The organism is Shinella sp. OV683 (assembly GCF_057787725.1).
This window is the reverse complement of sequence record NZ_CM173543.1, coordinates 2,007,408-2,033,718: the sequence shown is the minus strand read 5'-3', so window position 1 is coordinate 2,033,718 and position 26,311 is coordinate 2,007,408. Positions and strand designations below refer to the sequence as shown.

25 protein-coding genes, 1 tRNA gene and 1 pseudogene are annotated in these 26,311 nt (G+C 59.5%); 13 read left to right on the top strand and 14 right to left on the bottom strand.

Going from position 1 to position 26,311, the window contains the following annotated elements; translation table 11 throughout:
• Positions 1 to 89 precede the first annotated feature (89 nt).
• The 8 genes from rplA to ACXHRN_RS09635 form a co-directional block, all read right to left on the bottom strand.
• The gene (gene rplA / locus ACXHRN_RS09670) at positions 90 to 788 is read right to left on the bottom strand and encodes a 50S ribosomal protein L1 (protein WP_488641106.1); all 699 of its coding nucleotides are present in this window, start codon (positions 786 to 788) and stop codon (positions 90 to 92) included.
• Between the two features lie 3 nt (positions 789 to 791).
• On the bottom strand, positions 792 to 1,223 hold the full coding sequence (gene rplK / locus ACXHRN_RS09665; protein WP_488641105.1) for a 50S ribosomal protein L11: 432 nt from the start codon (positions 1,221 to 1,223) through the stop codon (positions 792 to 794).
• Between the two features lie 195 nt (positions 1,224 to 1,418).
• A complete protein-coding gene (nusG, locus tag ACXHRN_RS09660; protein WP_488641104.1) occupies positions 1,419 to 1,949 on the bottom strand; it encodes a transcription termination/antitermination protein NusG in 531 nt (176 codons plus the stop codon).
• A gap of 18 nt (positions 1,950 to 1,967) precedes the next feature.
• Positions 1,968 to 2,168, bottom strand: coding sequence for a preprotein translocase subunit SecE (gene secE / locus ACXHRN_RS09655; RefSeq protein WP_488641103.1), 201 nt, complete (start codon positions 2,166 to 2,168; stop codon positions 1,968 to 1,970).
• Between the two features lie 176 nt (positions 2,169 to 2,344).
• Positions 2,345 to 2,420: transfer RNA gene (locus ACXHRN_RS09650), tRNA-Trp, on the bottom strand.
• 131 nt (positions 2,421 to 2,551) lie between these two features.
• Positions 2,552 to 3,683, bottom strand: a protein-coding gene (gene prfB, locus ACXHRN_RS09645) for a peptide chain release factor 2 (protein WP_488641102.1) whose coding sequence is annotated in 2 segments (ribosomal slippage) — positions 2,552 to 3,613 and positions 3,615 to 3,683 — 1,131 coding nt in all. Because the reading frame shifts where the segments join, the coding sequence is not laid out codon by codon here.
• 101 nt (positions 3,684 to 3,784) lie between these two features.
• Entirely contained in the window at positions 3,785 to 6,241 is a 2,457-nt protein-coding gene (locus ACXHRN_RS09640) for a penicillin-binding protein 1A (RefSeq protein WP_488641101.1), read from the bottom strand.
• A gap of 194 nt (positions 6,242 to 6,435) precedes the next feature.
• Complete coding sequence (locus ACXHRN_RS09635; RefSeq protein WP_488641100.1) at positions 6,436 to 7,659, bottom strand: N-acetylmuramoyl-L-alanine amidase; 1,224 nt, start codon at positions 7,657 to 7,659, stop codon at positions 6,436 to 6,438.
• 720 nt (positions 7,660 to 8,379) lie between these two features.
• On the opposite strand from ACXHRN_RS09635, the gene ACXHRN_RS09630 reads away from it, so the two are divergent.
• The 7 genes from ACXHRN_RS09630 to ACXHRN_RS09600 all read left to right on the top strand — a co-directional run bounded on the left by ACXHRN_RS09630 (position 8,380) and on the right by ACXHRN_RS09600 (position 16,391).
• Complete coding sequence (locus tag ACXHRN_RS09630) at positions 8,380 to 11,268, top strand: Rne/Rng family ribonuclease (protein ID WP_488641099.1); 2,889 nt, start codon at positions 8,380 to 8,382, stop codon at positions 11,266 to 11,268.
• 197 nt (positions 11,269 to 11,465) lie between these two features.
• Positions 11,466 to 12,227: a DsbA family protein gene (locus ACXHRN_RS09625; protein ID WP_488641098.1), complete on the top strand. Its 762-nt coding sequence runs from the start codon at positions 11,466 to 11,468 to the stop codon at positions 12,225 to 12,227.
• A gap of 220 nt (positions 12,228 to 12,447) precedes the next feature.
• Positions 12,448 to 12,885, top strand: coding sequence for a type II 3-dehydroquinate dehydratase (aroQ, locus tag ACXHRN_RS09620; RefSeq protein WP_488641097.1), 438 nt, complete (start codon positions 12,448 to 12,450; stop codon positions 12,883 to 12,885).
• A 21-nt stretch (positions 12,886 to 12,906) separates the two neighbouring features.
• Positions 12,907 to 13,386 carry an acetyl-CoA carboxylase biotin carboxyl carrier protein gene (accB, locus tag ACXHRN_RS09615; RefSeq protein ID WP_488641096.1) on the top strand — a complete coding sequence of 160 codons (480 nt, stop codon included), beginning with the start codon at positions 12,907 to 12,909 and terminating at the stop codon, positions 13,384 to 13,386.
• A gap of 11 nt (positions 13,387 to 13,397) precedes the next feature.
• Positions 13,398 to 14,744: an acetyl-CoA carboxylase biotin carboxylase subunit gene (accC, locus tag ACXHRN_RS09610; RefSeq protein ID WP_488641095.1), complete on the top strand. Its 1,347-nt coding sequence runs from the start codon at positions 13,398 to 13,400 to the stop codon at positions 14,742 to 14,744.
• A gap of 12 nt (positions 14,745 to 14,756) precedes the next feature.
• Positions 14,757 to 15,368 (top strand): leucyl/phenylalanyl-tRNA--protein transferase, encoded by a 612-nt coding sequence (gene aat / locus ACXHRN_RS09605; RefSeq protein ID WP_488641094.1) that lies wholly within the window; start codon positions 14,757 to 14,759, stop codon positions 15,366 to 15,368.
• Positions 15,369 to 15,446: 78 nt separating this feature from the next.
• Positions 15,447 to 16,391: a DUF2167 domain-containing protein gene (locus tag ACXHRN_RS09600; RefSeq protein WP_488641093.1), complete on the top strand. Its 945-nt coding sequence runs from the start codon at positions 15,447 to 15,449 to the stop codon at positions 16,389 to 16,391.
• A 23-nt stretch (positions 16,392 to 16,414) separates the two neighbouring features.
• Here the strand turns inward: ACXHRN_RS09600 and ACXHRN_RS09595 are convergent, their stop codons facing one another.
• From ACXHRN_RS09595 to ACXHRN_RS09580, 4 genes and pseudogenes are all read right to left on the bottom strand, one after another.
• Positions 16,415 to 16,783, bottom strand: coding sequence for a SecDF P1 head subdomain-containing protein (locus ACXHRN_RS09595; protein ID WP_488641092.1), 369 nt, complete (start codon positions 16,781 to 16,783; stop codon positions 16,415 to 16,417).
• Positions 16,784 to 17,067: 284 nt separating this feature from the next.
• Positions 17,068 to 17,451 (bottom strand): annotated as a pseudogene (locus tag ACXHRN_RS09590) (DUF2155 domain-containing protein); the annotation flags it as partial.
• 139 nt (positions 17,452 to 17,590) lie between these two features.
• Positions 17,591 to 17,986: an NADH:ubiquinone oxidoreductase subunit NDUFA12 gene (locus tag ACXHRN_RS09585; protein WP_488641091.1), complete on the bottom strand. Its 396-nt coding sequence runs from the start codon at positions 17,984 to 17,986 to the stop codon at positions 17,591 to 17,593.
• A gap of 172 nt (positions 17,987 to 18,158) precedes the next feature.
• Positions 18,159 to 18,512, bottom strand: coding sequence for a hypothetical protein (locus ACXHRN_RS09580; RefSeq protein ID WP_488641090.1), 354 nt, complete (start codon positions 18,510 to 18,512; stop codon positions 18,159 to 18,161).
• Between ACXHRN_RS09580 and ACXHRN_RS09575 the strand changes: the two genes are divergently transcribed.
• Together ACXHRN_RS09575 and ACXHRN_RS09570 are read left to right on the top strand one after the other, a co-directional pair.
• Positions 18,502 to 19,062 carry an SIS domain-containing protein gene (locus ACXHRN_RS09575; protein WP_488641089.1) on the top strand — a complete coding sequence of 187 codons (561 nt, stop codon included), beginning with the start codon at positions 18,502 to 18,504 and terminating at the stop codon, positions 19,060 to 19,062. The two genes, ACXHRN_RS09580 and ACXHRN_RS09575, sit on opposite strands and share 11 nt — an antisense overlap.
• A 54-nt stretch (positions 19,063 to 19,116) precedes the next feature.
• A complete protein-coding gene (locus tag ACXHRN_RS09570) occupies positions 19,117 to 19,542 on the top strand; it encodes a hypothetical protein (protein ID WP_488641088.1) in 426 nt (141 codons plus the stop codon).
• Here the strand turns inward: ACXHRN_RS09570 and ACXHRN_RS09565 are convergent, their stop codons facing one another.
• Positions 19,543 to 20,001 carry a GNAT family N-acetyltransferase gene (locus ACXHRN_RS09565; RefSeq protein ID WP_488641087.1) on the bottom strand — a complete coding sequence of 153 codons (459 nt, stop codon included), beginning with the start codon at positions 19,999 to 20,001 and terminating at the stop codon, positions 19,543 to 19,545.
• Positions 19,998 to 21,500, bottom strand: a complete 1,503-nt coding sequence (gene gatB / locus ACXHRN_RS09560; RefSeq protein ID WP_488641086.1) for an Asp-tRNA(Asn)/Glu-tRNA(Gln) amidotransferase subunit GatB — start codon at positions 21,498 to 21,500, stop codon at positions 19,998 to 20,000. Before gatB ends, ACXHRN_RS09565 begins: the two co-directional genes overlap by 4 nt.
• Before the next feature lie 254 nt (positions 21,501 to 21,754).
• On the opposite strand from gatB, the gene ACXHRN_RS09555 reads away from it, so the two are divergent.
• From ACXHRN_RS09555 to ACXHRN_RS09540, 4 genes are all read left to right on the top strand, one after another.
• Complete coding sequence (locus ACXHRN_RS09555) at positions 21,755 to 22,495, top strand: glycosyltransferase family 2 protein (protein ID WP_488641085.1); 741 nt, start codon at positions 21,755 to 21,757, stop codon at positions 22,493 to 22,495.
• Positions 22,492 to 22,809 (top strand): lipid-A-disaccharide synthase N-terminal domain-containing protein, encoded by a 318-nt coding sequence (locus ACXHRN_RS09550; protein WP_488641084.1) that lies wholly within the window; start codon positions 22,492 to 22,494, stop codon positions 22,807 to 22,809. The genes ACXHRN_RS09555 and ACXHRN_RS09550 overlap by 4 nt, the downstream gene beginning before the upstream one ends.
• A complete protein-coding gene (locus ACXHRN_RS09545; protein ID WP_488641083.1) occupies positions 22,793 to 24,238 on the top strand; it encodes a glycosyltransferase family 39 protein in 1,446 nt (481 codons plus the stop codon). Before ACXHRN_RS09550 ends, ACXHRN_RS09545 begins: the two co-directional genes overlap by 17 nt.
• A gap of 141 nt (positions 24,239 to 24,379) precedes the next feature.
• Positions 24,380 to 26,272, top strand: coding sequence for an autotransporter assembly complex protein TamA (locus ACXHRN_RS09540; RefSeq protein WP_488641082.1), 1,893 nt, complete (start codon positions 24,380 to 24,382; stop codon positions 26,270 to 26,272).
• Positions 26,273 to 26,311 lie beyond the last annotated feature (39 nt).

Genomic DNA, 26,311 nt, shown 5'->3' with positions numbered 1-26,311 from the left:
ACAGGAATTCGATGGGTTGCCCCATCGATCCCCGGCCCGAAGGCCGGGAATTGGTGAGGGAGCCTGATGGAAGGCTCCCCGAAAACTTATCAAGCGGCTGTAAGAGTAGCCGGATCGACCTTCACGCCAGGACCCTGGGTCGAGGAGATCGCGATCTTCTTGAGGTAGTTGCCCTTGGCGCCAGCCGGCTTCGCCTTGACGACGGCGTCGGCGAAAGCGCGGATGTTTTCTTCAAGAGCCTTGGCAGCGAACGAGGCCTTGCCGATACCGGCATGGATGATACCAGCCTTCTCGACGCGGAATTCGACAGCGCCACCCTTGGAAGCCTTAACGGCGCCAGCAACGTCGACGGTGACGGTGCCGACCTTCGGGTTCGGCATCATGCCACGCGGACCGAGAACCTTGCCGAGACGACCGACGAGCGGCATCATGTCAGGGGTCGCGATGCAACGATCGAAGTCGATCTTGCCGCCGAGGACGATTTCGAGCAGGTCTTCCGCACCGACGATGTCGGCACCGGCAGCCTTGGCTTCGTCAGCCTTGGCGCCACGAGCGAAGACGGCGACGCGAACGTCACGGCCCGTGCCGTTCGGCAGGTTGACAACGCCGCGGACCATCTGGTCGGCGTGGCGCGGATCAACACCGAGGTTCATCGAGATTTCGACAGTTTCGTCGAACTTGGCGACCGCACGTTCCTTGACCATGGTCACGGCAACATCAAGGCCGTAAGCCTTGTTGGGGTCAACGCCTTCGCGGATCTTCTGAATACGCTTTGCAATCTTCGGCATCTATCAGCCCTCTACCGTCAGGCCCATGGAGCGGGCAGAGCCCTCGACCATGGCCATTGCGCCTTCGACGTCGGCGGCGTTGAGATCCTTCATCTTGGCTTCGGCGATCTTGCGAATCTGGTCGCTGGAGATCGTGCCTGCCTTGGCGCCCTTGCCGGGAGTCTTCGAGCCCGAAGTGATCTTGGCTTCCTTCTTGAGGAAGTAAGAAACCGGGGGCTGCTTCATCGCGTAGGTGAAGGACTTGTCCTGGTAATAGGTGATGACGACCGGGATCGGCATACCCTTTTCCATTTCCTGCGTAGCCGCGTTGAACGACTTGCAGAATTCCATGATGTTAATGCCACGCTGACCAAGCGCCGGGCCGATCGGCGGGGACGGGTTTGCCGATCCTGCCTTGACCTGAAGCTTGAGCTGGCCTGCAATTTTCTTAGCCATTTCTCTGCCTTTTCTTCAGGTTCCGTCCCCTTGCAGGGTCCGAAACCGGTGAAAGCCGGTTGCCCGGCTCAAATGCCAACCCGTTTAGAGATGGCGGCTGCGGTTGCGTGGTCGCGGCGCTTGACGGAACCAGGCTAAGGTCCCTCGCCTCCCACGCGTGTATGGATGACGGCCAAAACCGTCACCCAATGCCTATCAGACCTTTTCGACCTGACTGTATTCCAGCTCGACCGGCGTTGCGCGGCCGAAGATCGACACTTCGACCTTGAGGCGCGAACGCTCCTCGTCGACATCCTGAACGATGCCGTTGAACGAAGCGAACGGCCCATCGGCCACCCGCACCTGCTCACCGACCTCGAACGAGACGGAGGGCTTCGGATGCTCGACGCCATCCTGAATCTGGTTCAGGATGCGCTCGGCTTCCGAATCCGGAATCGGAACCGGCTTGTTGTCGGATCCCAGGAACCCGGTGACCTTCGGCGTATTCTTGATCAGATGATACGCTTCGTCGGTCAACTGCGCCCGGACCATCACATAGCCCGGAAAGAACTTGCGTTCGCTATCGACCTTGCGGCCACGGCGAACTTCAACGACCTTCTCGGTCGGAACCACGATACGCTCAAAAAGATGGCTCAAGCCCTTCTGGCGAGCCTTGTCTTCGATCGATTCCGCGACCTTTTTCTCAAAATTAGAATATGCGTGAACGATATACCAACGTGCGGCCATCTTCATCTCCACCCGAAATTAGAAGCCGACATTCAGGATAAGGCCGATTACCCAACCCATAAGCCAATCAGCAGCAAAGAAAAAAATCGCGGCAAGACCCGCCATGATGAATACCATCATGGTCGAAATCATTGTCTCGCGCCGGGTAGGCCAAGTCACTTTTGACGTCTCCGAGCGGACCTGCTGCAGAAACGTAAACGGGTTGGTTCTAGATGCCATTGACTGCTCACGCCATTTCGGCGCGTAAAGCTGACAGTGCCAGCCCCACGCACCGCGTGTCTGATTTAAACCTTACATAGACTCCGATTCCCTTTTTAACAAGGGGTAAATCGAAGCTTTCTCTCACGAACAAGAAATCGCGCCTCAAGCGCGTCATCATCGATCGCTTATTTATTTGGCAGGGGCAGTAAGGCTCGAACTTACGACCTGCGGTTTTGGAGACCGCCGCTCTACCAACTGAGCTATACCCCTATATCTCTTCAAGACCAGCGAAGCGCCGTTCCCAAACGAGATGGCGGCTTATTATTCAATCTATTTTCAAAAGACAAGCCGCTTCGAAAAGAAAGTTTAGGGGCGGCATTGTTTACCGTCCCCAACCGTCGTTACGCCAGATCATCCACCACAGCATCAGCGCTGCCAGAAATCCGGTGTGCGAGTGCCGCTTCCATGAACGGGTTGAGGTCGCCGTCGAGCACGTCGGACGGCGCCGAGCTTTCCACACCTGTGCGCATGTCCTTGACCATCTGGTAGGGCTGCATCACGTAGGACCTGATCTGGTGACCCCAGCCGATATCGGTTTTCGACGCAGCCTCCGCATTTGCCGCCGCTTCGCGCTTCTCGAGCTCGACCTCATAGAGCCGCGAGCGCAGCATTTCCCAGGCCTTGGCCTTGTTCTTGTGCTGCGAACGTTCCTGCTGGCAAGCCACTGCGATGCCGGTCGGAATATGCGTGATGCGCACGGCCGAGTCGGTGGTGTTGATGTGCTGTCCACCGGAGCCCGAGGCACGGTAGGTATCGATTCGGCAGTCGCTCTCGTTGATATCGATATTGATCGAATCGTCGACAACCGGATAGACCCAGATCGACGAGAACGAAGTATGGCGCCGCGCATTGCTGTCATAGGGCGAGATGCGGACCAGGCGGTGAACGCCCGATTCGGTCTTCAGCCAGCCATAGGCATTGTGGCCCTTGACCATGATGGTCGCGGACTTGATGCCGGCTTCTTCGCCGTCGTGCATTTCCAGGATTTCGACCTTGAAGCCCTGGCGCTCCGCCCAGCGCGTATACATGCGCAAGAGGATGTTCGCCCAATCCTGGCTCTCGGTGCCGCCTGCCCCGGAATGTACTTCGAGATACGTATCGTTGCTGTCAGCTTCGCCCGAGAGCATCGCCTCGACCTGCCGGCGGTTGGCCTCAACCAGCATCGCCTTCAGCGACTTCTCGGCGTCCTGGATAATTTCCTGGTCGCCTTCCATCTCGCCGAGTTCGATGAGATCGATGTTTTCCTGCAGCTGCGCCTCGAACTTGCGGACGCTGGAAATGCCATCGTCGAGCTGCTGGCGCTCGCGCATCAGCTTCTGCGCTTCCTGCGCATCGTTCCACAGATTGGGGTCTTCAGCCTTGTTATTGAGCCAGTCCAGTCGCCTTATCGCCTGGTCCCAGTCAAAGATGCCTCCTCAGCAGGCTTACGGCCTGCTTGATTTCGTCGACAACATTCACAATTTCATTGCGCATACAGTTTTACCACCACTCGCATATATCAAATCGGGCCCGTCATTAGTGACTGGCGTAAATAATGTAAAGTCGGCTGGCCGCGAAAACCAAGACCGAGAGGCTCAGAAAAGCCCGCCCTTCTGGCTTTGCACGGCATCCTTGGCCTGCTGCGAGGAATTGAGGATCTCCTCCGGCGTCTGGTAGCCTTCGGCACCGATCACCGAGAACACGTCGGCCGGGCCGGTGCCGGGCTTGAAGGCTTCCATGATCGTGTCCGGATCGCCTTCCGTCGCCTGCATGCCGGTCTTGCGGTTGACGGCAATCAGCTTCATGCCTTCCGGGACGATGAACTTTTCCGGCTTCTCGCCTCGCAGCGCGTCCTGCATGAATTCGTTGAAGATCGGTGCCGAGATCGCGCCACCAGTGCCGCCACGACCGAGCGGCTTGGGATCGTCCATGCCGATATAGACGCCGGCCACCAGATTGGGGGTGAAGCCCACGAACCAGGCGTCCTTTTCATCATTGGTCGTGCCCGTCTTGCCGGCAACATCGGTGTCGAGCTTGATCTTGCCGGCCGCCGTGCCGCGCAGGATGACGCCCTGCATCATCGACGTGATCTGGTAGGCTGTCATCGGATCGAGCACCTGCTCGCGATTGTCGACCACTTCCGGCTCGTCCTGGCCAGTCCAGTCCTCGGCATTGCAGGTCTGGCAGACGCGCTCCTCATGCCTGAAGATGGTCTTGCCATAGCGATCCTGGATACGGTCGATCAGTGTCGGCGCGATCTGCTTGCCGCCATTGGCGATCACGGAATAGGCCGAAACCAGCCGCAGCACGGTCGTCTCGCCCGAACCCAGCGACATCGCCAGCACCGGGGCCATCTTGTCGTAGATGCCAAAGCGCTCCGCATATTCGGCGACGATGTTCATGCCCAGGTCGTTGGCGAGCCGAACGGTCATCAGGTTGCGCGACTTTTCGATGCCAAGTCGTAGCGTCGACGGGCCGGCACTCTTGCCGCCATAGTTCTGCGGCCGCCAGATCTGGCCGTTGCCGGTATCGAGCTCGAACGGCGCATCGAGCACCACCGAGGCCGGGGTGTAGCCATTGTCGAGTGCCGCGGCATAGACGAACGGCTTGAAGGACGAACCCGGCTGGCGCATCGCCTGCGTCGCACGATTGAATTCGGACTGGCTGTAGGAGAAGCCGCCGACCATGGCGAGAACGCGGCCGGTGTGCGGATCCATGGCGATGAAGCCGCCCTGCACCTTCGGCGGCTGGCGCAGCCGATAGCTGCCTTGTTGTTCCGTGAGCGCCTGGACATAGACGACATCACCCGGGCTCAGCACGCCAGCAGGATTCTTGGCGGTCTTGCGATCGCCCGCCGCCGAGCGGTAGGCCCATTTCATCGCGCTGGCATCAAGGCGGCCCGTCACCCTCGCCGGATCGATCTTGCCGGCTGCATCGACTTCCGGGCGGATACCGATATCGACACCACCGTCATCTGTTGCCAACACGATGGCGAGCTTCCACTCGGGAACGTCGCGGAACGGAGTGACCTTGGAAAGCGGCACGCCCCAGTCGGCTCCAGCGTCAATATGCTGGATCACGCCGTGGAAACCGCGTGGCTCGTCATAGGCAAGTAATGCGTCCTGCAACGCCTTGCGCGCATAGAGCTGCAACTTGGGATGGATCGACGTGCGGACAGAAAGGCCGCCCTCAAAAAGCGCGTTCTCGCCATACTTTTCGGTGAGCTGCCGGCGCACTTCGCTGGCGAAGTAATCCGATGCGAAGAGATAGGAATTCGCCTTCTTGGCGTTGACGCCGAGATCGCTTTGCTTGGCTTTCTCGCCGTCGTCCTTGGTCACATAGCCGTTTTCGACCATGCGATCGATGACCCAGTTGCGGCGCTCGAGCGCAGCTTCCGGGTGGCGGAACGGATGGTAGTTCGACGGACCCTTCGGAAGCGAGGCGAGATAGGCGGCTTCGGCGATCGAAAGCTCGGTGACGGGCTTGTCGAAATAGGTCAGCGAGGCGCTCGCCAAGCCATAGGAATTCAGGCCGAAAAAGATCTCGTTGAGATAGAGCTCAAGGATACGATCCTTCGAATAGGCCTGCTCGATGCGGAAGGCCAGGATCGCTTCCTTGACCTTGCGGTCGATCGTCTGGTCGGCCGACAGCAGGAAGTTCTTGGCGACCTGCTGGGTAATGGTCGACGCGCCGACCGGACGGCGGCCCGAACCCATATTCTGGACATTGACGGCGATCGCGCGGACCAGCCCTTGGAAGTCAATACCATTGTGCTGGTAGAAATTCTTGTCTTCGGCCGAAAGGAACGCTGCCTTCACCCGGTCGGGAATGGCCTGGATCGGCAGGAACAATCGCCGCTCGCGGGCGAATTCGGCAATCAGCGTGCCGTCATCGGCATGCACGCGCGTCGTCACCGGCGGCGAATAGCTGGCCAGCACTTCATAATCCGGCAGGTCCTTGGTGACTTCGCCGAGATAGACGGAAACCACCATCGCGGCGCCCAGGAACAGCACCGTGCCCAAACCGAAGAAATAGCCGATCAGTCGTATCATAAAATTCTTTCCGCGGATCGCACGGGGGCGCCAAGTCAGCCGGTTCTACCCCATCCATCAGAGCGATGCCAGACTTACGGCACCACGAACAATACAACGGTCCTTACATCGTGGAATGTGAGGAAAATAGGGCCAGCGTGGCTTTTTCCCCGGTCTCGGCACGCAGCACCGGTTATTTTAGAAAAGAGTGAAACTCATCCGCCACGCATGACGCCAGAGGAATCGAGATAAGAGTCCACCGCCTTGGCGATCAGATCGGCTGTCTTGTTTTGCCATTCCGGATCCGTCAGCAGCTCCTCGTCCTTGGGATTGGAGAGAAAGCCGAGCTCAAGAAGAATGGACGGAACATCGGCCGCCTGCAGCACCCGAAACCCCGCATGGCGCAGCGGATTGTTGATCACGTCGATCTGGCCCTTGAAGGATTTGAGAACATTTTCGGCAAGCTGGATCGAAAAGGCCTGCGTCTCGCGACGCGTCAGATCGATCAGGATGTCGGTCACCTCGGTGGGCTCGTCCTTGATCTCCAGGCCGGCGATCCCGTCGGACAGGTTTTCGCGCTCCGCCAGGCTCTCGGCCAGCTTGTCGGAGGCCCTGTCGGAAATGGTATAGACCGTTGCGCCCCTGATGTCCTTCTGACGCAACGTATCGGCGTGCAGCGAAATGAACAGCTTTGCGCCCTGCTGGCGGGCGATCACCACCCGCTCGGAAAGCGAGATGAAAGTGTCGTCTTCGCGGGTCAGGAAGGCGTGCAGGCCTTTTTCCTTGTTGAGCCGCTCGGTCAACGCCTTGGCGAAGGCGAGCGTGACGGTCTTCTCCTCGACCTTGCTCACCGTACCGCGCGCGCCGGCGTCGATGCCGCCATGGCCGGCATCGACCGCGATCACGAAATCTGAGGTCGGAACTGGCGCGGTGGGTTCGGAACCGAGCCGGTCGGTCTTGCCGGCAGCCACCTTCTCGGTACCCAGCCACTTCTGGTTGGCAACGATCGCGGCGAACTCCTTTTCCGGCACGACCTCGCATTCGATTACCAGCCGGTAGCCCTTGTCGGCGTCATTTTCCTGCACCTTGGCAATGACCGCCTTGATCGATCGATTTGCCGTCATGACGATTCGCGACACCCCCTCGCCCATCTGGCCGTAGCGAATGTCGGAGAACAGCCCAATCGGTTTCAGGTCCTTCTCATCGAAGCCGAATGCGGTCTCGTCGAGATCGACGATCACCCGGTTTGGCCGCGCCGTATAATGGATCGAGAATTTCGGTTCACGATCGAAATCGATGACGATCCTCGTCCGCGCGTCATCGCCTGCGATCCGGGCGGCATAGGCGATCAAAGCGGTGGTTTCAGCGGCTCTCGCCTGCAGCACACCGGCAAGAAGGACGATCAACGTCAAAAAGATGGTTGCGCGCTTACTCGCCATTACAAATCCCGTTTCCCGTGCCGCGATCAGGCGCGCCGTTGCCCGTCGCAGACTCATTATATCTATGCATATGCCGCGCGTTTCGTGACCAGTCGGGGGAAGCACGAAGCAAATCAGACGCTTTCACCGATTCCCTCAAATCCAGTCCTATCGCGCTGGACCGGAGCGAGGCTTGTCATCGCCCCGTCAAGGCAATTCGAGGCCTGCGGCCCTCGGTGGCATGGAATTGAGCAATATTGTGACGGATTTGCGTCACCACTTGATATTCACAACGATAAACCATATTAGGGAAGATAGGGTGAAAGGCGAAGACGGGATTCACTCGCTAGCGAGGCCGCCACAAGATTGGCGCCATGGAAGCGAAAATATCTGCCGCCGAAACGTGCTCACCTCAGGCTCAATCCGAACATGCGGGGATCCCCGCATGGCTTTATGGCGGCTCGCCGCCTCACGCCCGTGCTTCGGGCAAATTCATTGGACCGCAAGGTCTTGGGCATTGGCATTCTCGCTTGGTATTTCGACGTTGGCGCAAGGGAATTTGTTAGTAGCGGCATTCAAGGCAAGACCGGTTGATCCGGTTTGCAGCCGCCCCTTGGCAAAACCGCCTGTCGATACCGGGAGAGTCAAAAAATCCGGCAGCAGTCGCTTCAATCGCATTCATAATCCCTCCGGGGATAGCCTGCGGCAGCACAGCGCCTCTTGCCGAGGAGTTGTAATTACATGGCAGACAAGATGCTTATTGACGCGTCTCACGCTGAGGAGACGCGCGTAGTTGTCGTACGCGGCAACCGCATAGAAGAGTTCGATTTCGAATCGGAACACAAGAAACAGATACGCGGCAACATTTACCTGGCCAAGGTAACGCGTGTCGAACCCTCGCTGCAGGCCGCATTCGTCGATTATGGCGGCAATCGCCATGGCTTCCTGGCCTTCGCGGAAATCCACCCCGATTACTACCAGATCCCGCTCGCAGATCGGCAGGCGCTTCTGCGCGCCGAGGCTGAAGAGCATCGCCGCGACGACGATTTCGAACCGGCAGGCCCAGCGAGCTCCGCACCGGCCGAGGAATGGCCGGTTTCCGCAGATCACGTATCGGAAGAATCACCGCAACCGGTGATCGAATCATGGCAGGGAACCAAGGAAGAGGCCGCCCCCGCTGCGGCCGAACCGGAAGTTGCCGAAGTTGAAGCAACCGTTGCCGAAGAGGCGCCGGCCAAGCCCAAGCGTGTCCGCAAGCCGCGCGCCAAGAAGGTCAAGGCCGAGGACGCCGCAGCCGGCGAAGAAGCCGCTGAAGCCTCCGACGACGACGGCTCGACGCCGCCGGCCATGCCGATGGTCGCCGACATCGACTCGGTCTCCGAAGACGCTCCCCGTCGTTCGAACGACGATGATGACGACGACGATGACAACGAAGAAAAGGAAGTCATCGAGAATGTCGGCGCCGAAGACGCGATGGAAGAAGTTCCCGATCGTGTCCAGCGCAGCAAGCCGCGCAAGCAGTACCGCATCCAGGAAGTGATCAAGCGCCGGCAGATCCTGCTCGTGCAGGTCGCCAAGGAAGAACGCGGCAACAAGGGCGCAGCCCTCACCACCTATCTTTCGCTCGCCGGTCGCTATTCGGTTCTGATGCCGAATACGGCGCGTGGCGGCGGCATTTCCCGCAAGATCACCAGCCCGCAGGATCGCAAGCGTCTCAAGGAGATAGCACGGGATCTTGAAGTGCCGAACGGCATGGGCGTTATCCTGCGCACCGCAGGCGCCAACCGCACCAAGCCGGAAGTCAAGCGCGACTTCGAATACCTGATGCGCCTGTGGGAAAACGTCCGTACCAAGACGCTGGCCTCGACCGCGCCCTGCCTCGTCTATGAGGAAGGCAGCCTGATCAAGCGCTCGATCCGCGACCTCTACAGCAAGGACATCAACGAAGTCATCGTCTCCGGCGAGGAAGGCTATCGCGAAGCCAAGGACTTCATGAAGATGCTGATGCCGAGCCACGCCAAGGTGGTTCAGCCCTATCGCGATCTTCATCCGATCTTCTCGCGCGCCGGCATCGAAGCCCAGCTCGACCGCATGCTGCAGCCGCAGGTGACGCTCAAGTCCGGTGGCTACATCATCATCAACCAGACCGAAGCGCTGGTGGCAGTCGACGTCAACTCCGGCCGCTCGACCCGCGAGCATTCGATCGAGGACACCGCGCTCCAGACCAACCTGGAAGCCGCCGAGGAAGTCGCGCGTCAGTTGCGCCTGCGAGACCTTGCCGGCCTCGTGGTCATCGACTTCATCGACATGGAAGAGAAGCGCAACAATCGCCACGTCGAAAAGCGCCTCAAGGACCATCTCAAGAACGACCGCGCCCGCATCCAGGTCGGCCGCATCTCGCATTTCGGCCTCTTGGAAATGTCGCGCCAGCGCATTCGCGCATCGGTGCTCGAAAGCACGATGCAGATCTGCTCGCATTGCGGCGGTACAGGTCACGTGCGTTCGCAGTCGTCGGTCGCCCTGCATGTCCTGCGCGGCATCGAGGAGTTCCTGCTCAAGAGCACGACCCACGACATCGTCGTCAAGACGCTGCCGGATACCGCCCTTTACCTGCTCAACCACAAGCGCGGCACGATCGTCGATTATGAGAACCGTTTCGGCGTCTCGATCGTCATCGAGTCCGATCCAGAGGTCGGCGCTCAGCATTTCGCCATCGAGCGCGGCGAAGCCGTCGAAAACCCGGTCAAGATCGAACAGCTCATCGCCTTCCCCGTTGACGAGGAAGAAGATGAAGACATTCCGATGATCGAGGACGATGAGGAAGAAGCCGAAGAAAAGCCTGCGGCAGCAGCTCAGACCCAGGCGCAGACACCGGCGGCTCCGCGCAGCAGTGACGACCAGAACGGAAAGAAGAAGAAGCGTCGGCGTCGGCGTCGCGGTGGCAACCGCAGTGGCGGCCCGGAAGGCGCAAATGCCCCGAATTCTTCGTCGGCAACGGCGGAAGACATGGGTGATGGCGCCGAGGACGACGAAGACGACAGCGACGATAATGCTGCCGGCGAAGAAATCTCCACCACCCAGGATCAGGCTGCCGATGCCACCGACAGCGATGGCCGCAAGCGCCGCCGCCGTGGCAAGCGTGGCGGACGTCGTGGTCGCGAAGGCGAAGGCCAGCAGGACGAGGGTTCTGTCGAAGCCGGCGACAGCACGACCGGAACGGTGGTTGCAGCCGACATCGAATCGTCAGCGGTTGTCGAACTGACACCCGACAGCGATGCTGGCGACGAAGGCACTGTGGAACCGGTTGCTGAAAAGCCCGCCAAGCGCCCGCGTCGCACCAAGAAAGCTGCCGCTGAAGCCGAGGCTGCCGCTCCGGCACCGGTCGTTGCCGAACCTGTCAAGGCGCCCGAGCCGGTCAAAGCTCCGGAACCTGTGGCAACGGCACCTGTTGAACCGGAAGCAGCGACTGAAGAACCAGCGCCTGCTGAACCCGCAAAAGTTCGCGCCAACCGTGGCGAGGCTGCGATTGCCGCCTCCCGTCCCGTCGTCTCTTCGAGCACCGCGGAGCCCAAGGACGACGACTCCAAGCCCAAGAAGGGCGGATGGTGGCAAAAAAGGGGGTTTCTTTGATGTGATCCAGAAGATCATCAAAGGCTCTTGAGATCAGAAAACCCGCCGAATGGCGGGTTTTTTCTTGGGCCACGGATTGATCACATTCCTGCGAGCAATAACCACATCTAGATTTTTCGGTTTCGCCGCCCGAAATCTGCCTCTATAGATTCTATAACCAAATCACCGCACTGTGTGATTGTACGAGGATTCACCTGATGAACTTGAAGAAACTGCTCTCCGCGACCGTGCTTTCGGCCGTCGCCTTCTCCATGACCGCAATGTCCGCAAATGCGTTCGACGATGCCCAGAAGAAGGAAATCGGAGCGATCGTGAAGGATTACCTGATCGAGCATCCGGAAGTCATGCTTGAAGTCCAGCAGGCCCTGCAGAAGAAGCAGGAGGAAGCCCGCCTCGCGCAATCCAAGGCTGCCGTCGAGGAAAACCAGGACGCGATCTTCAAGGCTACCGACGATTTCGTGCTCGGAAATCCCAAGGGCAAGATCACCGTCGTAGAATTCTTCGATTACAACTGCGGTTACTGCAAGCGCGCCATCGGCGATATGGATGCCGTGATCAAGAGCAATCCGGAAGTCCGTTTCGTGCTGAAAGACTTCCCGATCCTCGGACCGGATTCGCTCGCTGCCCACAAGGTGGCAGACGCGTTCCGCCGCATCGCTCCTAACAAGTATGGCAAGTTCCATCGCGAACTGCTTGGCGGCCAGGCGCATGCCAATGAGGCGCGCGCGCTCGAAGTGGCGGAATCGCTCGGCGTCAAGGAAAGCGCGATCCGCAAGAAGATGACGGAAAACACCGAAGACAGCAGCGTCCAGCAGACGTACAAGCTGGCAAGCCAGCTCGGCATTTCCGGCACGCCGTCCTACATCCTGGCCGACGAGGCGATCTATGGTGCCGTGGGTGCGGATACGCTCAACGAAAAGGTCGCCAATGTCGCGCAATGCGGCAAGACGGCCTGCTGATTTTTCAATGCCCGTCGGCCTGAGACAGTGAATCAGGCCGACTCCATGCCTCCGAAATCGATAGCGATTTCCGGAATATGGTCGCAAAGCGACCCAAAGCCCCCAATTCGACACATTTTCACGTTTGCAGCTTGTGGACAAACGGGCAGACTCTTCTTGCCCCTTTTCCTCTCCTCTTCCGGGGGGTATAGGAAGACGTGCAGAATTCCGGGAAGAGTTGATGAAGCAAACAGTTTTTATCCTGAACGGGCCCAATCTCAATATGCTGGGAAAACGGGAACCGGGGATATATGGCGGAAAGACGTTGGACGCCATCGCCGAGGAATGCCGGAACAAAGGCGCAGAACTTGGTCTTGAAGTCGATTTTCGCCAGTCCAACCACGAGGGTGTGCTTGTCGACTGGCTGCATGAATCCAATGACAAGGCGTCTGCCGTGTTGCTCAATCCGGGCGCCTATGGACACACCTCGATTGCCCTTCACGATGCGATCCGCGCCATCGGCGTGCCGGTGATCGAGTTGCATCTCTCCAATATTCATGCGCGCGAAGAATTCCGGCACAAGACCTGGACTGCACCCGCAGTCAAGGGTGTCATCTGCGGCTTCGGCCCGGACTCCTACCTTCTGGCGCTTCAGGCCGCCAAAACGCTTATTAAATAACAAGAATCGGGACATTGAAAAATGGCTGACAAGAAAACGACCATCGACCAGGCACTGATCCGCGATCTCGCGAATATCCTCAAGGATACCGACCTGACCGAGATCGAAGTCGAGCAGGACGACCTGCGCATCCGCGTTTCGCGCAATAGCCAGACTCCGCAGGCGGTCTATGCGCCGCAGCCCTACCCCTACCCCCAGCAGCAGGCAATGCAGGCTCCGGCTGCTATCCCGGCGGTTGCCGCAGTGCCTGAGAAGGTCGTCCCGAACGGCTTTACGCTGACGTCGCCGATGGTCGGCACCTGCTACTATTCCCCGGCTCCCGGCAGCCCGGCTTTCGTCGAAGTCGGCGCCACCGTCAAGGAAGGCCAGACCGTCCTCATCATCGAAGCGATGAAGACGATGAACCAGATCCCCGCTCCGCGTTCCGGCAAGGTCACCGCCATTCTGGTGAGCGATTCCGCACCGGTTGAATTCGGCGAGCCCCTCTTGATCATCGAATAGGCGGAATTGGCATGATTCAAAAAATCCTGATCGCCAATCGCGGTGAGATCGCCCTCCGGGTGCTGCGCGCCTGCAAGGAACTCGGTATCGCCACGGTCGCCGTGCACTCGACCGCCGATTCCGACGCGATGCATGTGCGCCTCGCCGACGAAAGCGTCTGCATTGGCCCGCCGCCGTCGCGTGACAGCTACCTCAACATCCATCAGATCGTTGCGGCCTGCGAAATCACCGGTGCCGATGCCGTCCATCCGGGCTACGGCTTCCTGTCGGAAAACGCCAAGTTCGCCGATATTCTCGATGCCCACGGCATCATCTTCATCGGACCGACCGCCGACCATATCCGCATCATGGGCGACAAGATCACCGCCAAGCAGACGGCACAAGATCTCGGCATTCCGGTTGTGCCAGGCTCCGCGGGCGAAGTGATGGATGAAGCCGACGCGCTGAAGACAGCCAAGGAAATCGGCTATCCTGTCCTGATCAAGGCAACGGCCGGCGGCGGTGGCCGCGGCATGAAGGTCGCCAAGACGGAGGCTGACCTGCTTGAGGCCTTCAACACCGCCCGTTCGGAAGCCGCCAATGCCTTCGGCAACGATTCCGTCTACATGGAAAAGTACCTCGGCAAGCCGCGTCACATCGAAATCCAGGTGTTCGGCGATGGCGAAGGCAATGCGATCCATCTCGGCGAACGCGACTGCTCGCTGCAGCGCCGCCACCAAAAGGTCTGGGAAGAAGCCAATTCACCGGCGCTCAATGTAGAGCAGCGGATGAAGATCGGCGAAATCTGCGCCGCCGCCATGCGCAAGCTGAAATATCGCGGCGCCGGCACCGTCGAATTCCTCTACGAAAACGGCGAGTTCTATTTCATCGAAATGAACACCCGCCTGCAGGTCGAGCACCCCATCACCGAAGCCATCACCGGCATCGATCTTGTCAACGAGCAGATCCGCGTTGCCGCCGGTGCCGGTCTTAGCGTCACCCAGGAAGACATCGTCTTTTCCGGTCATGCGATCGAGTGCCGCATCAATGCCGAGGACCCGCGCACCTTCGTGCCCTCGCCCGGCACAATCACGCATTTCCATGCGCCCGGCGGTCTTGGCGTCCGTGTCGATTCCGGTGCCTATCAGGGCTACAAGATCCCGCCCTATTACGACAGCCTCATCGGCAAGCTGATCGTGCATGGTCGCACCCGCGTCGAATGCATGATGCGCCTGCGTCGCGTGCTCGATGAATTCGTCATCGACGGCATCAAGACGACGCTGCCGTTGTTCCAGGATCTCGTGACCAATCCGGATATCGCCAATGGCGACTATGATATCCATTGGCTCGAGGACTATCTGGCAAAGACGTCTGCGTAACGGACTCGCGTGATGGTGCGGTACAGCAGTCCCCCCGCCATCACGCCTGAAATCCTGCTGCGCGCCTATTCGGCGGGCCTGTTCCCGATGGCGGAATCGGCCGACGACCCGGACATCTATTGGGTACAGCCCGAACTGCGCGGCGTCATCCCGCTCGACCGATTCCATGTCTCGCACAGCCTTGCCAAGACCATCCGCGCCAAGCCTTTCGAGATCCGATTCAATACAGCCTTTTCGCAGGTCATCGAGGCCTGCGCTGAAGCGACCGACGACCGGCCGACCACCTGGATCAATCCGCTTATCCTGACGCTCTACAAGGAGCTGCATCGCATGGGCTACACCCATTCGGTCGAGGCATGGCAGGGCGATGAACTGGTCGGCGGCCTCTACGGCGTCACGCTCGGCTCGGCCTTCTTCGGCGAAAGCATGTTTTCGCGCCGCTCCGACGCCTCCAAGATCTGCCTCGTCTACTTGGTGGAGCGGCTGAAGGAAAAAGGCTTTACCCTGCTCGACACGCAGTTCACCACCGAGCATCTCAGGACCTTCGGCGCCATTGACGTGCCACGCAAGCAATACGAGAAGCTGCTCGCCAAGGCGATGCGATCCGACGACTTGGTCTTCTGAAAACTCACAATATTTTCGTCCGATGCCATTGAAGTATTCGCGCTGTCGTTGCAATGTCTCCCTAAACAGGGGACGTTCATGCGCAAATTTGGAATCATGTTGTTGGTCGGCGTCGCCTGGTCGACACTTGCGGAAGCCAAGACCTACAAGGAAATGTTCGGAGCCGATCCGGATGTCGACCCGAAATACAAGACGGTGCTGGAGACACTCGATTTCAAACAGGGCAAGATAGCTTTAGCTCGAGCACACGCAAGCCTGAGCACCGGCGCCGACTTCTATTACCTCGATGCTGCCGACACAGCGAAGGTCCTCAGCGCCCTCTGGGGTAATCCGCCCGATCAAGCCGGAAACACGCTTGGCATGATCTTTCCTGCCAAAAGCACCCCTGAAGGTGCAAACAGCTGGGGAACCATCATCGAATATTCCGACGATGGTTACGTCTCTGACGAAGAAGCCGAGAACGCGGATTTTTCGAGCGTGCTTGCGGATCTCCAGAAATCTACAAATGAAAGCAACGAAGAGCGCAAGAAGGCCGGCTACGAGCCGATCACCCTTGTCGGCTGGGCCTCACCGCCATTTTACGACAAGGCAACACATTCGCTGCACTGGGCGCGCGATCTCATCTTCGGAACCGACATGAGCGCACGCCACACCCTGAACTATCAGCTTCGGGTGCTTGGTCGCGAAGGCGTGCTGGAGATGAACTTTGTCGCCGGCATCGATCAACTGTCTGACGTAAAGGCCAGTATCCCCAAAGTCACCGATCTGGTCGCTTATGACGCCCTGAAGAAATACAACGACCACAAGGACGGCGACAAAGTCGCAGCTTACGGGCTCGCGGGTCTGATCGCCGTCGGCGCAGGCGCAAAGATTGCCGCAAAGGTCGGCTTCCTGGCGCTGGCGCTTGCGTTCTTGAAAAAGGGCTTCGTGGTGGTGCTGATCGCAGCCGGCGCCATCTTCCGGCCAGTGGCCAACTTCTTCAAAAAGAAGCCAGCGAAGACACCACCAGATGATCTGACATGAGATAGGAGGAGGCGAGCAGCTTCCTACCTGTCGCTGCCTTCAACATCGAGAGTACCGCCCGCAGCTTTGATGTTGTCGACCAGTTCGCCGGCGCTGGCTTCGGTGAAGTTGCCCGACATGACAAGTGCGCCGCCGGCAATCGGTTCGCGGACGATCGGCTCCATCAGAACCTGGTTTCCGAAACGCACCCGAACCTGTTCGCCGACATGCGCCTTGGTGAAATCGGCAAAGGCAGCGGTGCTTTTCGGCGAAAGCTGGATGCTGACGATCGGCTGGCCCGTCGCCTGGTCAAGACCGGCCTCGGCATGCTCGACCTCCACCTTCAGCGTCTCTGCAAGGACGGGTTGGCTGACCAAAAAAACCGAAGCAATTACAGCCAATGGCTTCAGCATCCCATGCCCTCGCTCTTCGTTGTCGCCGACGGGGAGCATGTAAGAACACGGCTCAGCCCGGCGCCAACGCATTCTATCAGAGAAAGCGTGCTGGCACAGGCGTCTTCAGGAGTTGCCTGATAGCGGAAATTTTACTGCTGCGGTGCCGTGCCGATATCAGTATTCGGATCGAAATCCAGATTCAAATTCTGATCAGCGTCGGTCGCCGTATCGGGAACAGGCTTGATCTGGTCATCCGGCTTGGTTTCGGTTGTTGTGTCCGACGGCGTCGTGTTGTCGGTCTTGGCCTTGGTTTCGGCCGGGGCCGGTACGTCGGAGGACTGCTTGCAATCGGTCAGCCAAACGTCATAGATCGGATGATCGACAGCGTTCAGGCCCGGCGAGGCGGCAAACATCCAGCCGGTAAAAATCCGGCGGATCTTGCGGTCGAGCGTAATCTCGTCGACCTCGATGAAGCCGGAAATCTTTTGAGGTTCGGATTCGTCTCTGGAGTAGCAGACCTTGGGCGTCACCTGCAGCGCGCCGAACTGCACGGTCTCATCGATATAGACGTCGAAGGATGTCGTCCGGCCGGTGATCTTGTCGAGACCCGAAAAGACAGCAACGGGATTCTTGATCTTTGCGGCCAAGGACGGGTCGGCCAATCCTGCCGCCAGCAGACCGAGCATGAGGACTGAGAGCGCCCGTGTCCGTCTTGCCGCAATCGCTGTCGCTAAATTCATCGATGCCATCCGTCGCCAGGCTTTCTGCAATTCAAAGCCCAGCGCTAAAGATCAAATATGGCCGGAAAAGGGTTTGGACCAGAGTTCAGCCGCGCGGCGTCCAGGCGTCATAATCGCCCGTGACCTGCGGCCGCACGCCACCCTCGGCAATCGAGCCCTTGGGGCGATAGGCCTTGGCCGAACCCGTCAGGTTGACCTGATGCGGCTTCTGCCAGTCGCGCGGCTTGTAGTCTTCCCGGCTCGGCGGCGTGTCGGTGCGGTGATGCATCCAACCGTGCCAGCCCGGAGGAATGGCACTGGCTTCGGCGTATTCCTTATAGACCACCCAGCGCCTTTGCAGGCCGTAGGTAGACAGCGGGCCCTCGTAATACACATTGCCCAATTCGTCGGTACCGACCTTCTTGCCGAAGCGCCAGGTAAAGAAACGCGTACCGATGGTCTGACTGTTCCACCAGGTGAAAATCTGCAGAAGCAATTTCATATCGAGAGTACCCTGAATGAGGCGGTCCACGCGACGGCGCGCTGCCCTATATTGTCACCCGCTTATGCCGCCTCGGACCTGAATTGTCCAGTGTGTTTTGGTGCATGGCACCCCTTTCGCACTTGCATTCCGGCTGCCGCCCGACCATGCTTCGAGAGGGGAAACGCATATTCTAACAAGAGTTTGGGGAGGACAACTCGATGCGGCGCATCGGCCGGATTCTACCTGCCTTGCTATTGTTGATTCGCGCTCTGCCGGCGGCATGGGCCGATGGCATCGCCATCGTCCAGGCTCCTGAACAATCCTCAGGCATCTGCGCCGGCAAATCAGCCAAGGAAGCCTTTGCCTGCGCCATCAGGAAATGCGTGGCGGGCGGCGCTGCGGCAAGGAAGCCGAATCTGCCGGCAAGCTGGCTTGCAACAAGACGCGCATGAAGGAATTGATGGAATGCAGCGCGGTGCAGTTCTACGATCCAAGCGGCAAGCCGCAGCTTGAGAATTGATGGGAAGAGGGAAATGACCAGCATTGCAGACATGGGCGCCAGGGCGCTATGGGAACTTGGCACCTGCCTCGATGGCATCAACGAGAGCGAGATGACCGAACTCATCGAGATTCTCGCCACGTCGCGCCGCATCTGTCTCTATGGCTGCGGCCGTGAAGGGCTGATGATGCAGGCGCTGTGCATGCGCATGTATCACCTCGGCCTCGACGTCCATATGGTGTTCGACATGACCACGCCGCCGGTCGGCCCGGGAGACCTGCTGTTGGTGAGTTCCGGCCCCGGCTACACGTCGACGGTGTTGGTCCTGCTCGCTCAGGCACGCGCAGCGGGCGCCGGGACAGCCTGCTTCACCGCCGAACCGGGTTCCGAAGTGACTGATCTATCCGACTTCACGTTCGTCATCCCCGCGCAGACCATGGCGCGTGACGAATTCGGCGCCAGTTCGTTCCTGCCCATGGGCAGCCTCTACGAAGGTGCCCAGTTCCTGCTCTACGAAATCCTGGTGATGAGGTTGCGCGACCGGCTGGGCGAGACCGCCGAGTCCATGCGCGACCGCCACACCAATCTCGAATAAACCGCAAAAATCGGCTATGATCTCCCGTTGTCGTTCCAGACATGGGAGGTCGGAATGATCAAGCTCTCTTCGACGATACTCTTGGCCATACTCTTGCTGCTCGTGACCGCCGTCGCCGTCGAAGCCGGCGGTCTGGCCGCAGCCTTCTCCGGCTATGGAAACCCCGAGCGCGGCTTTTGCGTCGGGCCTGACGTTACGGCGGCCTCAATCTGCGCGGTCGATGCCTGTATGAAGAGCGGCGGCAAAACCGTTGAATGTGCTCAACTTCGCACCTGCGCTTTTCCGGGCTGGTCCATGTCCGTGTCGCTGGTCAGCAAAGACGGATACAAATGGGAAGAGTTCCACTGCGGCTTCCCGAGCCAGGCAAGTGCGCTGACCGTGCTGAGAATCATGTGCAATGAAGACCGCATGAATGCACTACGTGCCTGCCGGATCGCCTCGCTTGCTGATCCCGACGGCAAGCTGATGCCGATCAAGTGATCAGAAGCTGAGGCTCTTTTCGAGGATCAGCACCTCCGCTTCAGCAGGCCGGTCCGTTCCGTGCTTGGCCCAGCCGGTTTCGGCAAAGCCCAGTCCCTGGAAGAAGCCCAGCGCAGCCGCATTGTCCTTTTCGACTTCAACGCGCATGCGCTTGGCATCGGGAAAGCAGGTCTCAAGCTCGGCAAACAGATCGCGACCGATCCCCTGTCCTTCGAACGCCGCGTCGACATGCAACCGGTGCAGGATCACCACATCGGTCTCGTCCTTGGCCGCGGCGGCATAAGCCATGCCGCCGATCTGGCTGCCATCGTCGGCAACCACGAATTCGGAATCGGGCCGCACCATGTCAGCCTTGAGGTTGAGCACCGAACGCGGGGCGCCGGGCTGGCGCGCTTCGATCAGTTTCGACACGACAGCGAGATCGCCATCAGCTGCCGAGCGTATGAAGAACAGGCTCATTCCTCGATCCCCAACTTGGCCTTGACCAGCGCCTGCACCGCCTGTGGATTGGCCTTGCCGCCGGTCGATTTCATCACTTGGCCGACGAACCAGCCGACCAGCGACGGCTTTGCCTTGACCTTCTCGACCTGATCCGGATTGGCAGCGATGATCTCGTCAACGGCTTTCTCGATGGCGCCAGTGTCAGTCACCTGCTTCATGCCACGGGTCTCGACGATTGCCTTGGGGTCGCCGCCCTCAGCCCAGACGATCTCGAACAGATCCTTGGCGATCTTGCCCGAAATCGTGCCGTCCTTGATGAGATCGAGGATCGCACCGATTTGCCTTGGACCGACGGGTGTTTCTTCGATCGACTTGCCTGCTTTGTTGAGCTGGCCGAGCAGATCGTTGATCACCCAGTTGGCGGCGATCTTCGCGTCGCGGCCTTCGGCCAACTGCTCATAGTAGTCGGCAATCGCCTTTTCGGACACGAGCACCGAGGCATCATAGATCGTCAGGCCCAGATCCTTGACGAAGCGGATCTTCTTGTCGTCTGGCAGCTCCGGCAGCGCTTCCAAAAGCTTGCCGACGAACTCGTTGTCGAATTCCAGCGGCAAGAGATCCGGATCGGGGAAATAGCGGTAATCGTGCGCATCTTCCTTGGAGCGCATCGAGCGTGTCTCGCCCTTGCCGGCATCGAACAGGCGGGTCTCCTGGTCGATCGAACCGCCCTCTTCCAGAATGCCGATCTGGCGGCGGGCTTCATACTCGATGGCCTGGCCGACGAAGCGGATAGAGTTGACGTTCTTGATTTCGCAACGCGTGCCGAAAGCACCGCCCGGCTTGCGCACGGACACATTGACGTCGGCGCGCATCGAGCCTTCATCCATGTTGCCGTCGCAGGTGCCGAGATAGCGCAGGATAGTGCGCAGCTTGGTGACGTAGGCCTTTGCTTCATCCGCCGAGCGCATATCGGGCTTGGAGACGATTTCCATCAGCGCCACACCCGAGCGGTTGAGGTCGACATAGGACATGGTCGGATGCTGGTCGTGCATAGACTTGCCGGCATCCTGTTCGAGATGCAGCCGCTCGATGCCGATCTCGACATCCTCGAACTGGCCCTGGCGATCCGGGCCGATCGAGATGACGATCTTGCCCTCGCCGACGATCGGATCCTTGAACTGCGAGATCTGGTAGCCCTGCGGCAGGTCGGGATAGAAATAATTCTTGCGGTCGAACACCGAGCGATGGTTGATCTGCGCCTTCAGCCCGAGGCCGGTGCGCACTGCCTGCTTGACGCATTCCTCGTTGATGACGGGCAGCATGCCGGGCATGGCGGCGTCGACAAGCGAGACGTTGGAATTCTGTGGCCGGCCGAATTCGGTCGAGGCGCCGGAAAACAGCTTCGAATTGCTAGTGACTTGCGCGTGAACTTCCAAACCGATAATAACCTCCCAATCGCCGGTAGCACCGGGGATGAAGCGTTTCGGATCGGGGGTACGGACATCGACGAGGGTCATGTGAGGCTCTTCTCAGATTTTGGCTTTTCCGTTTTCTCGGTAGAGCAATTGGCTGGGAGGCGCAAGAGATCGTGCTTTTCCCCGGCCTTCTCATGATGTATCTGTGTGCTCCAAGCGCTCGACACAATACCTTCACAAAACCAAGGTATCGAGCGCCCCTTGGCCGGGACGATCCTGCTTGGCGCATTTGCCGCGCCTCGCCGCCATTCCTATAATCGCGCAAGCGCAAGAGCAGTTTCAAAAGATCCGTGACCATGTCGACATCGAATCATCCCCTCTTTTCCGTCGTCGTACCGATGAAGAACGAGGAAGAAAATGCAGGCCCCCTGCTGAAGGAAATAGCCGAAGCCTGTTCCGGATATGACTTCGAAGCAATCCTCATCGATGACGGATCGTCCGATAGGACGCTTGCCCGGCTGAAGGAACTGTCTCCCGTATATCCCTGGCTTCGGATTATTCAGCACGTCTCCTCGGGAGGGCAATCGGCCGCGGTCCATTCCGGCGTGCAACTGGCGCGGGCGCCTGTCATCTGCACGATGGATGGCGATGGCCAGAACCCGCCCTCGCACATCCCCTCCCTGGTCGCTCCCTTGCTCGCGGTTGACGCTCCCGACCGCCTCGCGCTGATCGCCGGCCAGCGCGCCAAGCGTCAGGACACACTTTCAAAGAAGCTTGCATCGCGCTTCGCGAACTGGGTTCGCTCGAGCCTTCTCAACGACGGAACCCGCGATACCGGCTGCGGCCTGAAAGCCTTTCGTCGCGACGCGTTTCTGGAACTTCCCTTCTTCAACCACATGCATCGCTATCTGCCCGCTCTGTTCAAGGCACATGGCTGGACGGTCGAGCTGGTCGACGTCTCGCATCGTAACCGCAACGCCGGTAAGTCGAACTACAACAACCTGCAGCGAGGCCTCGTCGGGATCCACGACCTGATCGGCGTCATGTGGCTCATCAAGCGCCGCAAAGCAGTACAACCCAAGGAAATTGCCACATGAGCGACCTGCTGGCCTATTTCAAGATTCACGATGCCGGCGATCTCGTCTGGCTGCTGATCGGCATCTTCGCCCAATTGATGTTCTCGCTGCGCTTCATCATCCAGTGGCTCAGCTCGGAACGCGAACGCCGCTCGGTCGTGCCGACCGCCTTCTGGTGGTTTTCGCTGTTCGGCGGTGTCACACTGCTCGCCTATGGCCTGCATCGCCGCGAGCCGGTCATCATTCTCGGCCAGGCATTCGGCATCATTATCTATGCGCGCAATCTCATGATGATCCATCAAGCCAAGAAGGCCGACAGTGTCGCGCAGGCTTAGCCTCCTCCTGATACTGGCCGTCACGGCCTACCGTATCATCCTGCTCGCCTTTGACTCCACCGACCTGTTCGTGGACGAAGCGCAGTATTGGCTGTGGGCCCAGCATCTCGATTTCGGCTATTATTCCAAACCGCCAATGATTGCCTGGGTGATCTGGCTGTTCACCAATCTGGCGGGATCGGACGACATCTTCTGGATCCGGCTGGCAGGCCCCATTTTCCACATGGCCGCCGCCCTCGCCCTCATTCCCGCAACCAGACGGCTGACGGGCAGCGCCGAGGCCGGATGGTGGGCCGGCGCGACCTATGTCACGCTGCCGGGCATCGCACTTTCCTCGATCCTGCTGTCGACCGACACGATTCTATTGCCGTTCTTCGCGGTTGCCCTCCTCGCCTACAGCCATCTCATCGAAAAACGTTCGGCTTCCTGGGCGCTCACGATGGGCGTGGCGATCGGGCTGGGCATGCTGTCGAAATATGCGATGCTCTATTTCGCGCTGACGGCCGGTCTTGCGGCGCTGGTGATGGCCACCGCCCGGCTTTCCCTCCGGGATGCCGCCATCGCCGCCGCAGCCGCCGTCGCCGTGCTGGCCCCGAACATCTGGTGGAATGCCGCCCACGATGCGACCACGCTCCGGCACACCTCGGAAAATGCCGGCTGGAACGGCCTCAATTTCCATCTCGGAAAGGCAGCCGAATTCCTCGGCGCGCAGTTCGGCGTCGTCGGACCGGTCATCTTCGCGGCCATGATCGCAGCGCTCTTCGCACTCCTGAGGGGACGCGGAATACCTCGGGAAAAGCATCTGGCGCTGCTTTCCTGGCCCATCGTGATTGCGATCGTCATTCAGGCCCTGATGTCGCGCGCTTATGCCAACTGGGCGGCGACTGCCTATGTCGCCGGCATCATGCTCGCCATCTCGTTCCTGCTTCGCACCTATCCCCGTGCCCTGACGGCCTCGCTGATCATCAATCTCCTCGTCAGCCTGGTGCTGCCGATGTTGTTCTTTCTCGCCGGCCGCGCGCCCCTGCCCGTCGCAGAAGCGGTGACCAGCCGATATCTCGGACGGGCAGCGCTCAGCCGCGAGCTCGCGACGATCGCCCAAAAGGCAGGTGTGAATACCATTGTCGCCGATCAGCGCGATGTCCTCGCCGACCTGTTCTACACCCTTCGCGACCAGCCAGTGACCATTCGCGCGCGTACCCTCAAGGGTTTCCCGCGGAACTATTACGAGCAGGAATTTCCGCTGCGACAAGACGAAACCGCGGGCAAGGTTCTCTATGTCACCCGCGGCGAACTTTCCTGCCCTGGCCTTGGTCCGCAGCAGCCGGCTGCGACAATCAAGCCGGCGAATGGCTACATCGAGGGCAAGGTCTTAAAGACCTTTGTGGTCCCCGCCGATTGCCTGGCCGCAACAGCTTCAAGCAACTAGATCAGCCGAGCTGGCATGCACGCAGCAAGCGATCGCCGTTAACCTTCAGCTGCGGATTGTTGAATCAAATCAGCGCCGGGGTTCTATTTCGGGTTCCTTTCTGTTACGTTTTGGGTCCAAGGCGGGAAGATTAACGGGTACATGCGTAAATTTTCGGCACATATCAGGGCTTCGAGCATGCTTGCTGCGTTTGCCCTCCTCGCAACCGCCTCCGTGCCGTCGGCCAACGCTTTCGAGATTTTCGGTTGGAAATTCTTCGAGGACGAGGAAGATACCGTGGCCGTTTCCGACCCCGTCCACTACTCCTTGCAACTGAACATTCCGGAAGAAGATCTCACCAAGGACCTGCAGAACGCCTCGGCGCTCTATGCCGACCAGAAGAAGCCGGTTTCCGGTGACCTCGGCGTGGTGATCAAGGCACGCGACGATCGCGACCGCCTGCTGGCCGCACTCTACGAGAAGGCCCGCTACGGCGCCGTGGTCACCGTCAGGGTCGCCGGCACCGAGATCGGTCAGTTGCCCGCCGTGCCCAGCTTCCCGCGCGACCACCCGGTGCCCGTGACCGTGGACGTCCGACCCGGCCCGGTCTTCACCATCGGATCGGTGAAGCTGACCGGCGATGCCGCCAAATTCAATCCGGACGACTATGGCCTGGTGGCCGGCATCCCGGCCGAATCCCGGCTGGTGCTGAGGGGCGCCGACAAGATGGTTGCTGATCTTGAGGAAGAAGGTCGCCCGCTGGCCAAGCTGACCGAACGCCAGCTCGTGGCCGATCATGCGCACAACACCGTGGCCATCACCATCGGTGCCGATGGGGGGCCAGTGGCTCCGCTCGGCGATATCAGCGTCTCCGGGTCCAAGCTCGTCAATCCGGAATTCATCGAGAAATGGTCGCGGCTGCGCGAGGGCCGTCCCTATTCGCCGCAGGAGATCAAGGATTCGTCCGAACGCCTGCGCAAGCTCGGCGTCTTCTCTTCGGTGACGATCACCCACGCCAACAAGCTCGACACGTCAGGCCAGATCCCCATGGCGATCAATGTGTCGGATGGCAAGCAGCGCTATTTCGGCGCCGGCGTGCAGTTCTCCTCGCTCGACGGTGCTGGTGTGCTGGGATACTGGGGTCACCGGAATCTGTTCGGCAATGCCGAATCGATCAAGATTTCCGGCTCCGTGTCCCGTCTGGGCGAAGCCACCGACGTCAAGGATCTGGATTACTCCGCTTCGATCGTCTTCTCGAAGCCGGCGGCCTTCAGCGACATCACCACCTTCAACGCGGGCATCGTGGCCGCGGCGGTCCATCCCGACAGTTATCGCTCGGCTCAGGTTTCCATCTACACGAACATTGACTGGGAGCTTTCAAAACAGGATACTGTCACCGGCGGCTTCGACCTCAGCTGGAACGAGACGGAAGACACATTCGGAACGCACCAATACCTGATTAAATCGCTGCCGGTGAGCTGGACGCGCGACGCGAGCAACAATACCCTCGACCCGACAGAAGGCTATAAATTCACTCTCAAGACGCAGCCGAGCTACGAATTCTACTACAAGAACATCTTTACCTCGCTGGAAGGCTCGGTCTCCGGCTACTACGGCATCGGTGAAGACGACGGCGTGGTGCTGGCGGGCAAGCTGTCGCTGGGCTCGTTAGTCGGCGTTAGCGAGATCGAGGAAATCCCGGCAACCCGGCGTTTTTATGCCGGCGGCGGCGGCTCGGTGCGCGGTTATGCCTATCAGGAAATCTCGCCCTACAATCATGAAGGCGACGCCATCGGCGGCCGCTCCTATTTCCTCGCCTCGTTCGAAACTCGCATCAAGATCAACGACACATTCGGCGTCGTGCCCTTCCTCGATGTGGGCACGGTCAGCCGCGAAGAATATCCCGATTTCAGCGATATCCGCGCCGGCTTCGGCATCGGCATCCGCTACGCCACCCCATTCGGGCCTCTGAGGCTCGATGTCGCCATGCCCCTTAACCGCTACGAAGATGGGAGTGCCTTCGGCGTCTATGCCGGCATCGGCCAATCGTTCTGAACCTTAACTCCGCCGCGAAAGACAATTAGATTCTGAATT

What these genes read in the sequence shown, in the direction of transcription:
- nusG (WP_488641104.1), bottom strand. Translation starts at nt 1,949, where the DNA reads ATGGCCGCACGTTGGTATATCGTTCACGCATATTCTAATTTTGAGAAA.
- ACXHRN_RS09595 (WP_488641092.1), bottom strand. Translation starts at nt 16,783, where the DNA reads ATGCTGAAGCCATTGGCTGTAATTGCTTCGGTTTTTTTGGTCAGCCAA.
- ACXHRN_RS09585 (WP_488641091.1), bottom strand. Translation starts at nt 17,986, where the DNA reads ATGAAATTGCTTCTGCAGATTTTCACCTGGTGGAACAGTCAGACCATC.
- ACXHRN_RS09540 (WP_488641082.1), top strand. Translation starts at nt 24,380, where the DNA reads ATGCGTAAATTTTCGGCACATATCAGGGCTTCGAGCATGCTTGCTGCG.
- accB (WP_488641096.1), top strand. Translation starts at nt 12,907, where the DNA reads ATGGCTGACAAGAAAACGACCATCGACCAGGCACTGATCCGCGATCTC.
- gatB (WP_488641086.1), bottom strand. Translation starts at nt 21,500, where the DNA reads ATGACCCTCGTCGATGTCCGTACCCCCGATCCGAAACGCTTCATCCCC.
- ACXHRN_RS09630 (WP_488641099.1), top strand. Translation starts at nt 8,380, where the DNA reads ATGGCAGACAAGATGCTTATTGACGCGTCTCACGCTGAGGAGACGCGC.
- accC (WP_488641095.1), top strand. Translation starts at nt 13,398, where the DNA reads ATGATTCAAAAAATCCTGATCGCCAATCGCGGTGAGATCGCCCTCCGG.
- ACXHRN_RS09550 (WP_488641084.1), top strand. Translation starts at nt 22,492, where the DNA reads ATGAGCGACCTGCTGGCCTATTTCAAGATTCACGATGCCGGCGATCTC.
- ACXHRN_RS09555 (WP_488641085.1), top strand. Translation starts at nt 21,755, where the DNA reads ATGTCGACATCGAATCATCCCCTCTTTTCCGTCGTCGTACCGATGAAG.
- secE (WP_488641103.1), bottom strand. Translation starts at nt 2,168, where the DNA reads ATGGCATCTAGAACCAACCCGTTTACGTTTCTGCAGCAGGTCCGCTCG.
- aroQ (WP_488641097.1), top strand. Translation starts at nt 12,448, where the DNA reads ATGAAGCAAACAGTTTTTATCCTGAACGGGCCCAATCTCAATATGCTG.
- ACXHRN_RS09575 (WP_488641089.1), top strand. Translation starts at nt 18,502, where the DNA reads ATGACCAGCATTGCAGACATGGGCGCCAGGGCGCTATGGGAACTTGGC.
- ACXHRN_RS09600 (WP_488641093.1), top strand. Translation starts at nt 15,447, where the DNA reads ATGCGCAAATTTGGAATCATGTTGTTGGTCGGCGTCGCCTGGTCGACA.
- ACXHRN_RS09565 (WP_488641087.1), bottom strand. Translation starts at nt 20,001, where the DNA reads ATGAGCCTGTTCTTCATACGCTCGGCAGCTGATGGCGATCTCGCTGTC.
- aat (WP_488641094.1), top strand. Translation starts at nt 14,757, where the DNA reads ATGGTGCGGTACAGCAGTCCCCCCGCCATCACGCCTGAAATCCTGCTG.
- ACXHRN_RS09580 (WP_488641090.1), bottom strand. Translation starts at nt 18,512, where the DNA reads ATGCTGGTCATTTCCCTCTTCCCATCAATTCTCAAGCTGCGGCTTGCC.
- rplK (WP_488641105.1), bottom strand. Translation starts at nt 1,223, where the DNA reads ATGGCTAAGAAAATTGCAGGCCAGCTCAAGCTTCAGGTCAAGGCAGGA.
- rplA (WP_488641106.1), bottom strand. Translation starts at nt 788, where the DNA reads ATGCCGAAGATTGCAAAGCGTATTCAGAAGATCCGCGAAGGCGTTGAC.
- ACXHRN_RS09625 (WP_488641098.1), top strand. Translation starts at nt 11,466, where the DNA reads ATGAACTTGAAGAAACTGCTCTCCGCGACCGTGCTTTCGGCCGTCGCC.
- ACXHRN_RS09635 (WP_488641100.1), bottom strand. Translation starts at nt 7,659, where the DNA reads ATGGCGAGTAAGCGCGCAACCATCTTTTTGACGTTGATCGTCCTTCTT.
- ACXHRN_RS09640 (WP_488641101.1), bottom strand. Translation starts at nt 6,241, where the DNA reads ATGATACGACTGATCGGCTATTTCTTCGGTTTGGGCACGGTGCTGTTC.
- ACXHRN_RS09570 (WP_488641088.1), top strand. Translation starts at nt 19,117, where the DNA reads ATGATCAAGCTCTCTTCGACGATACTCTTGGCCATACTCTTGCTGCTC.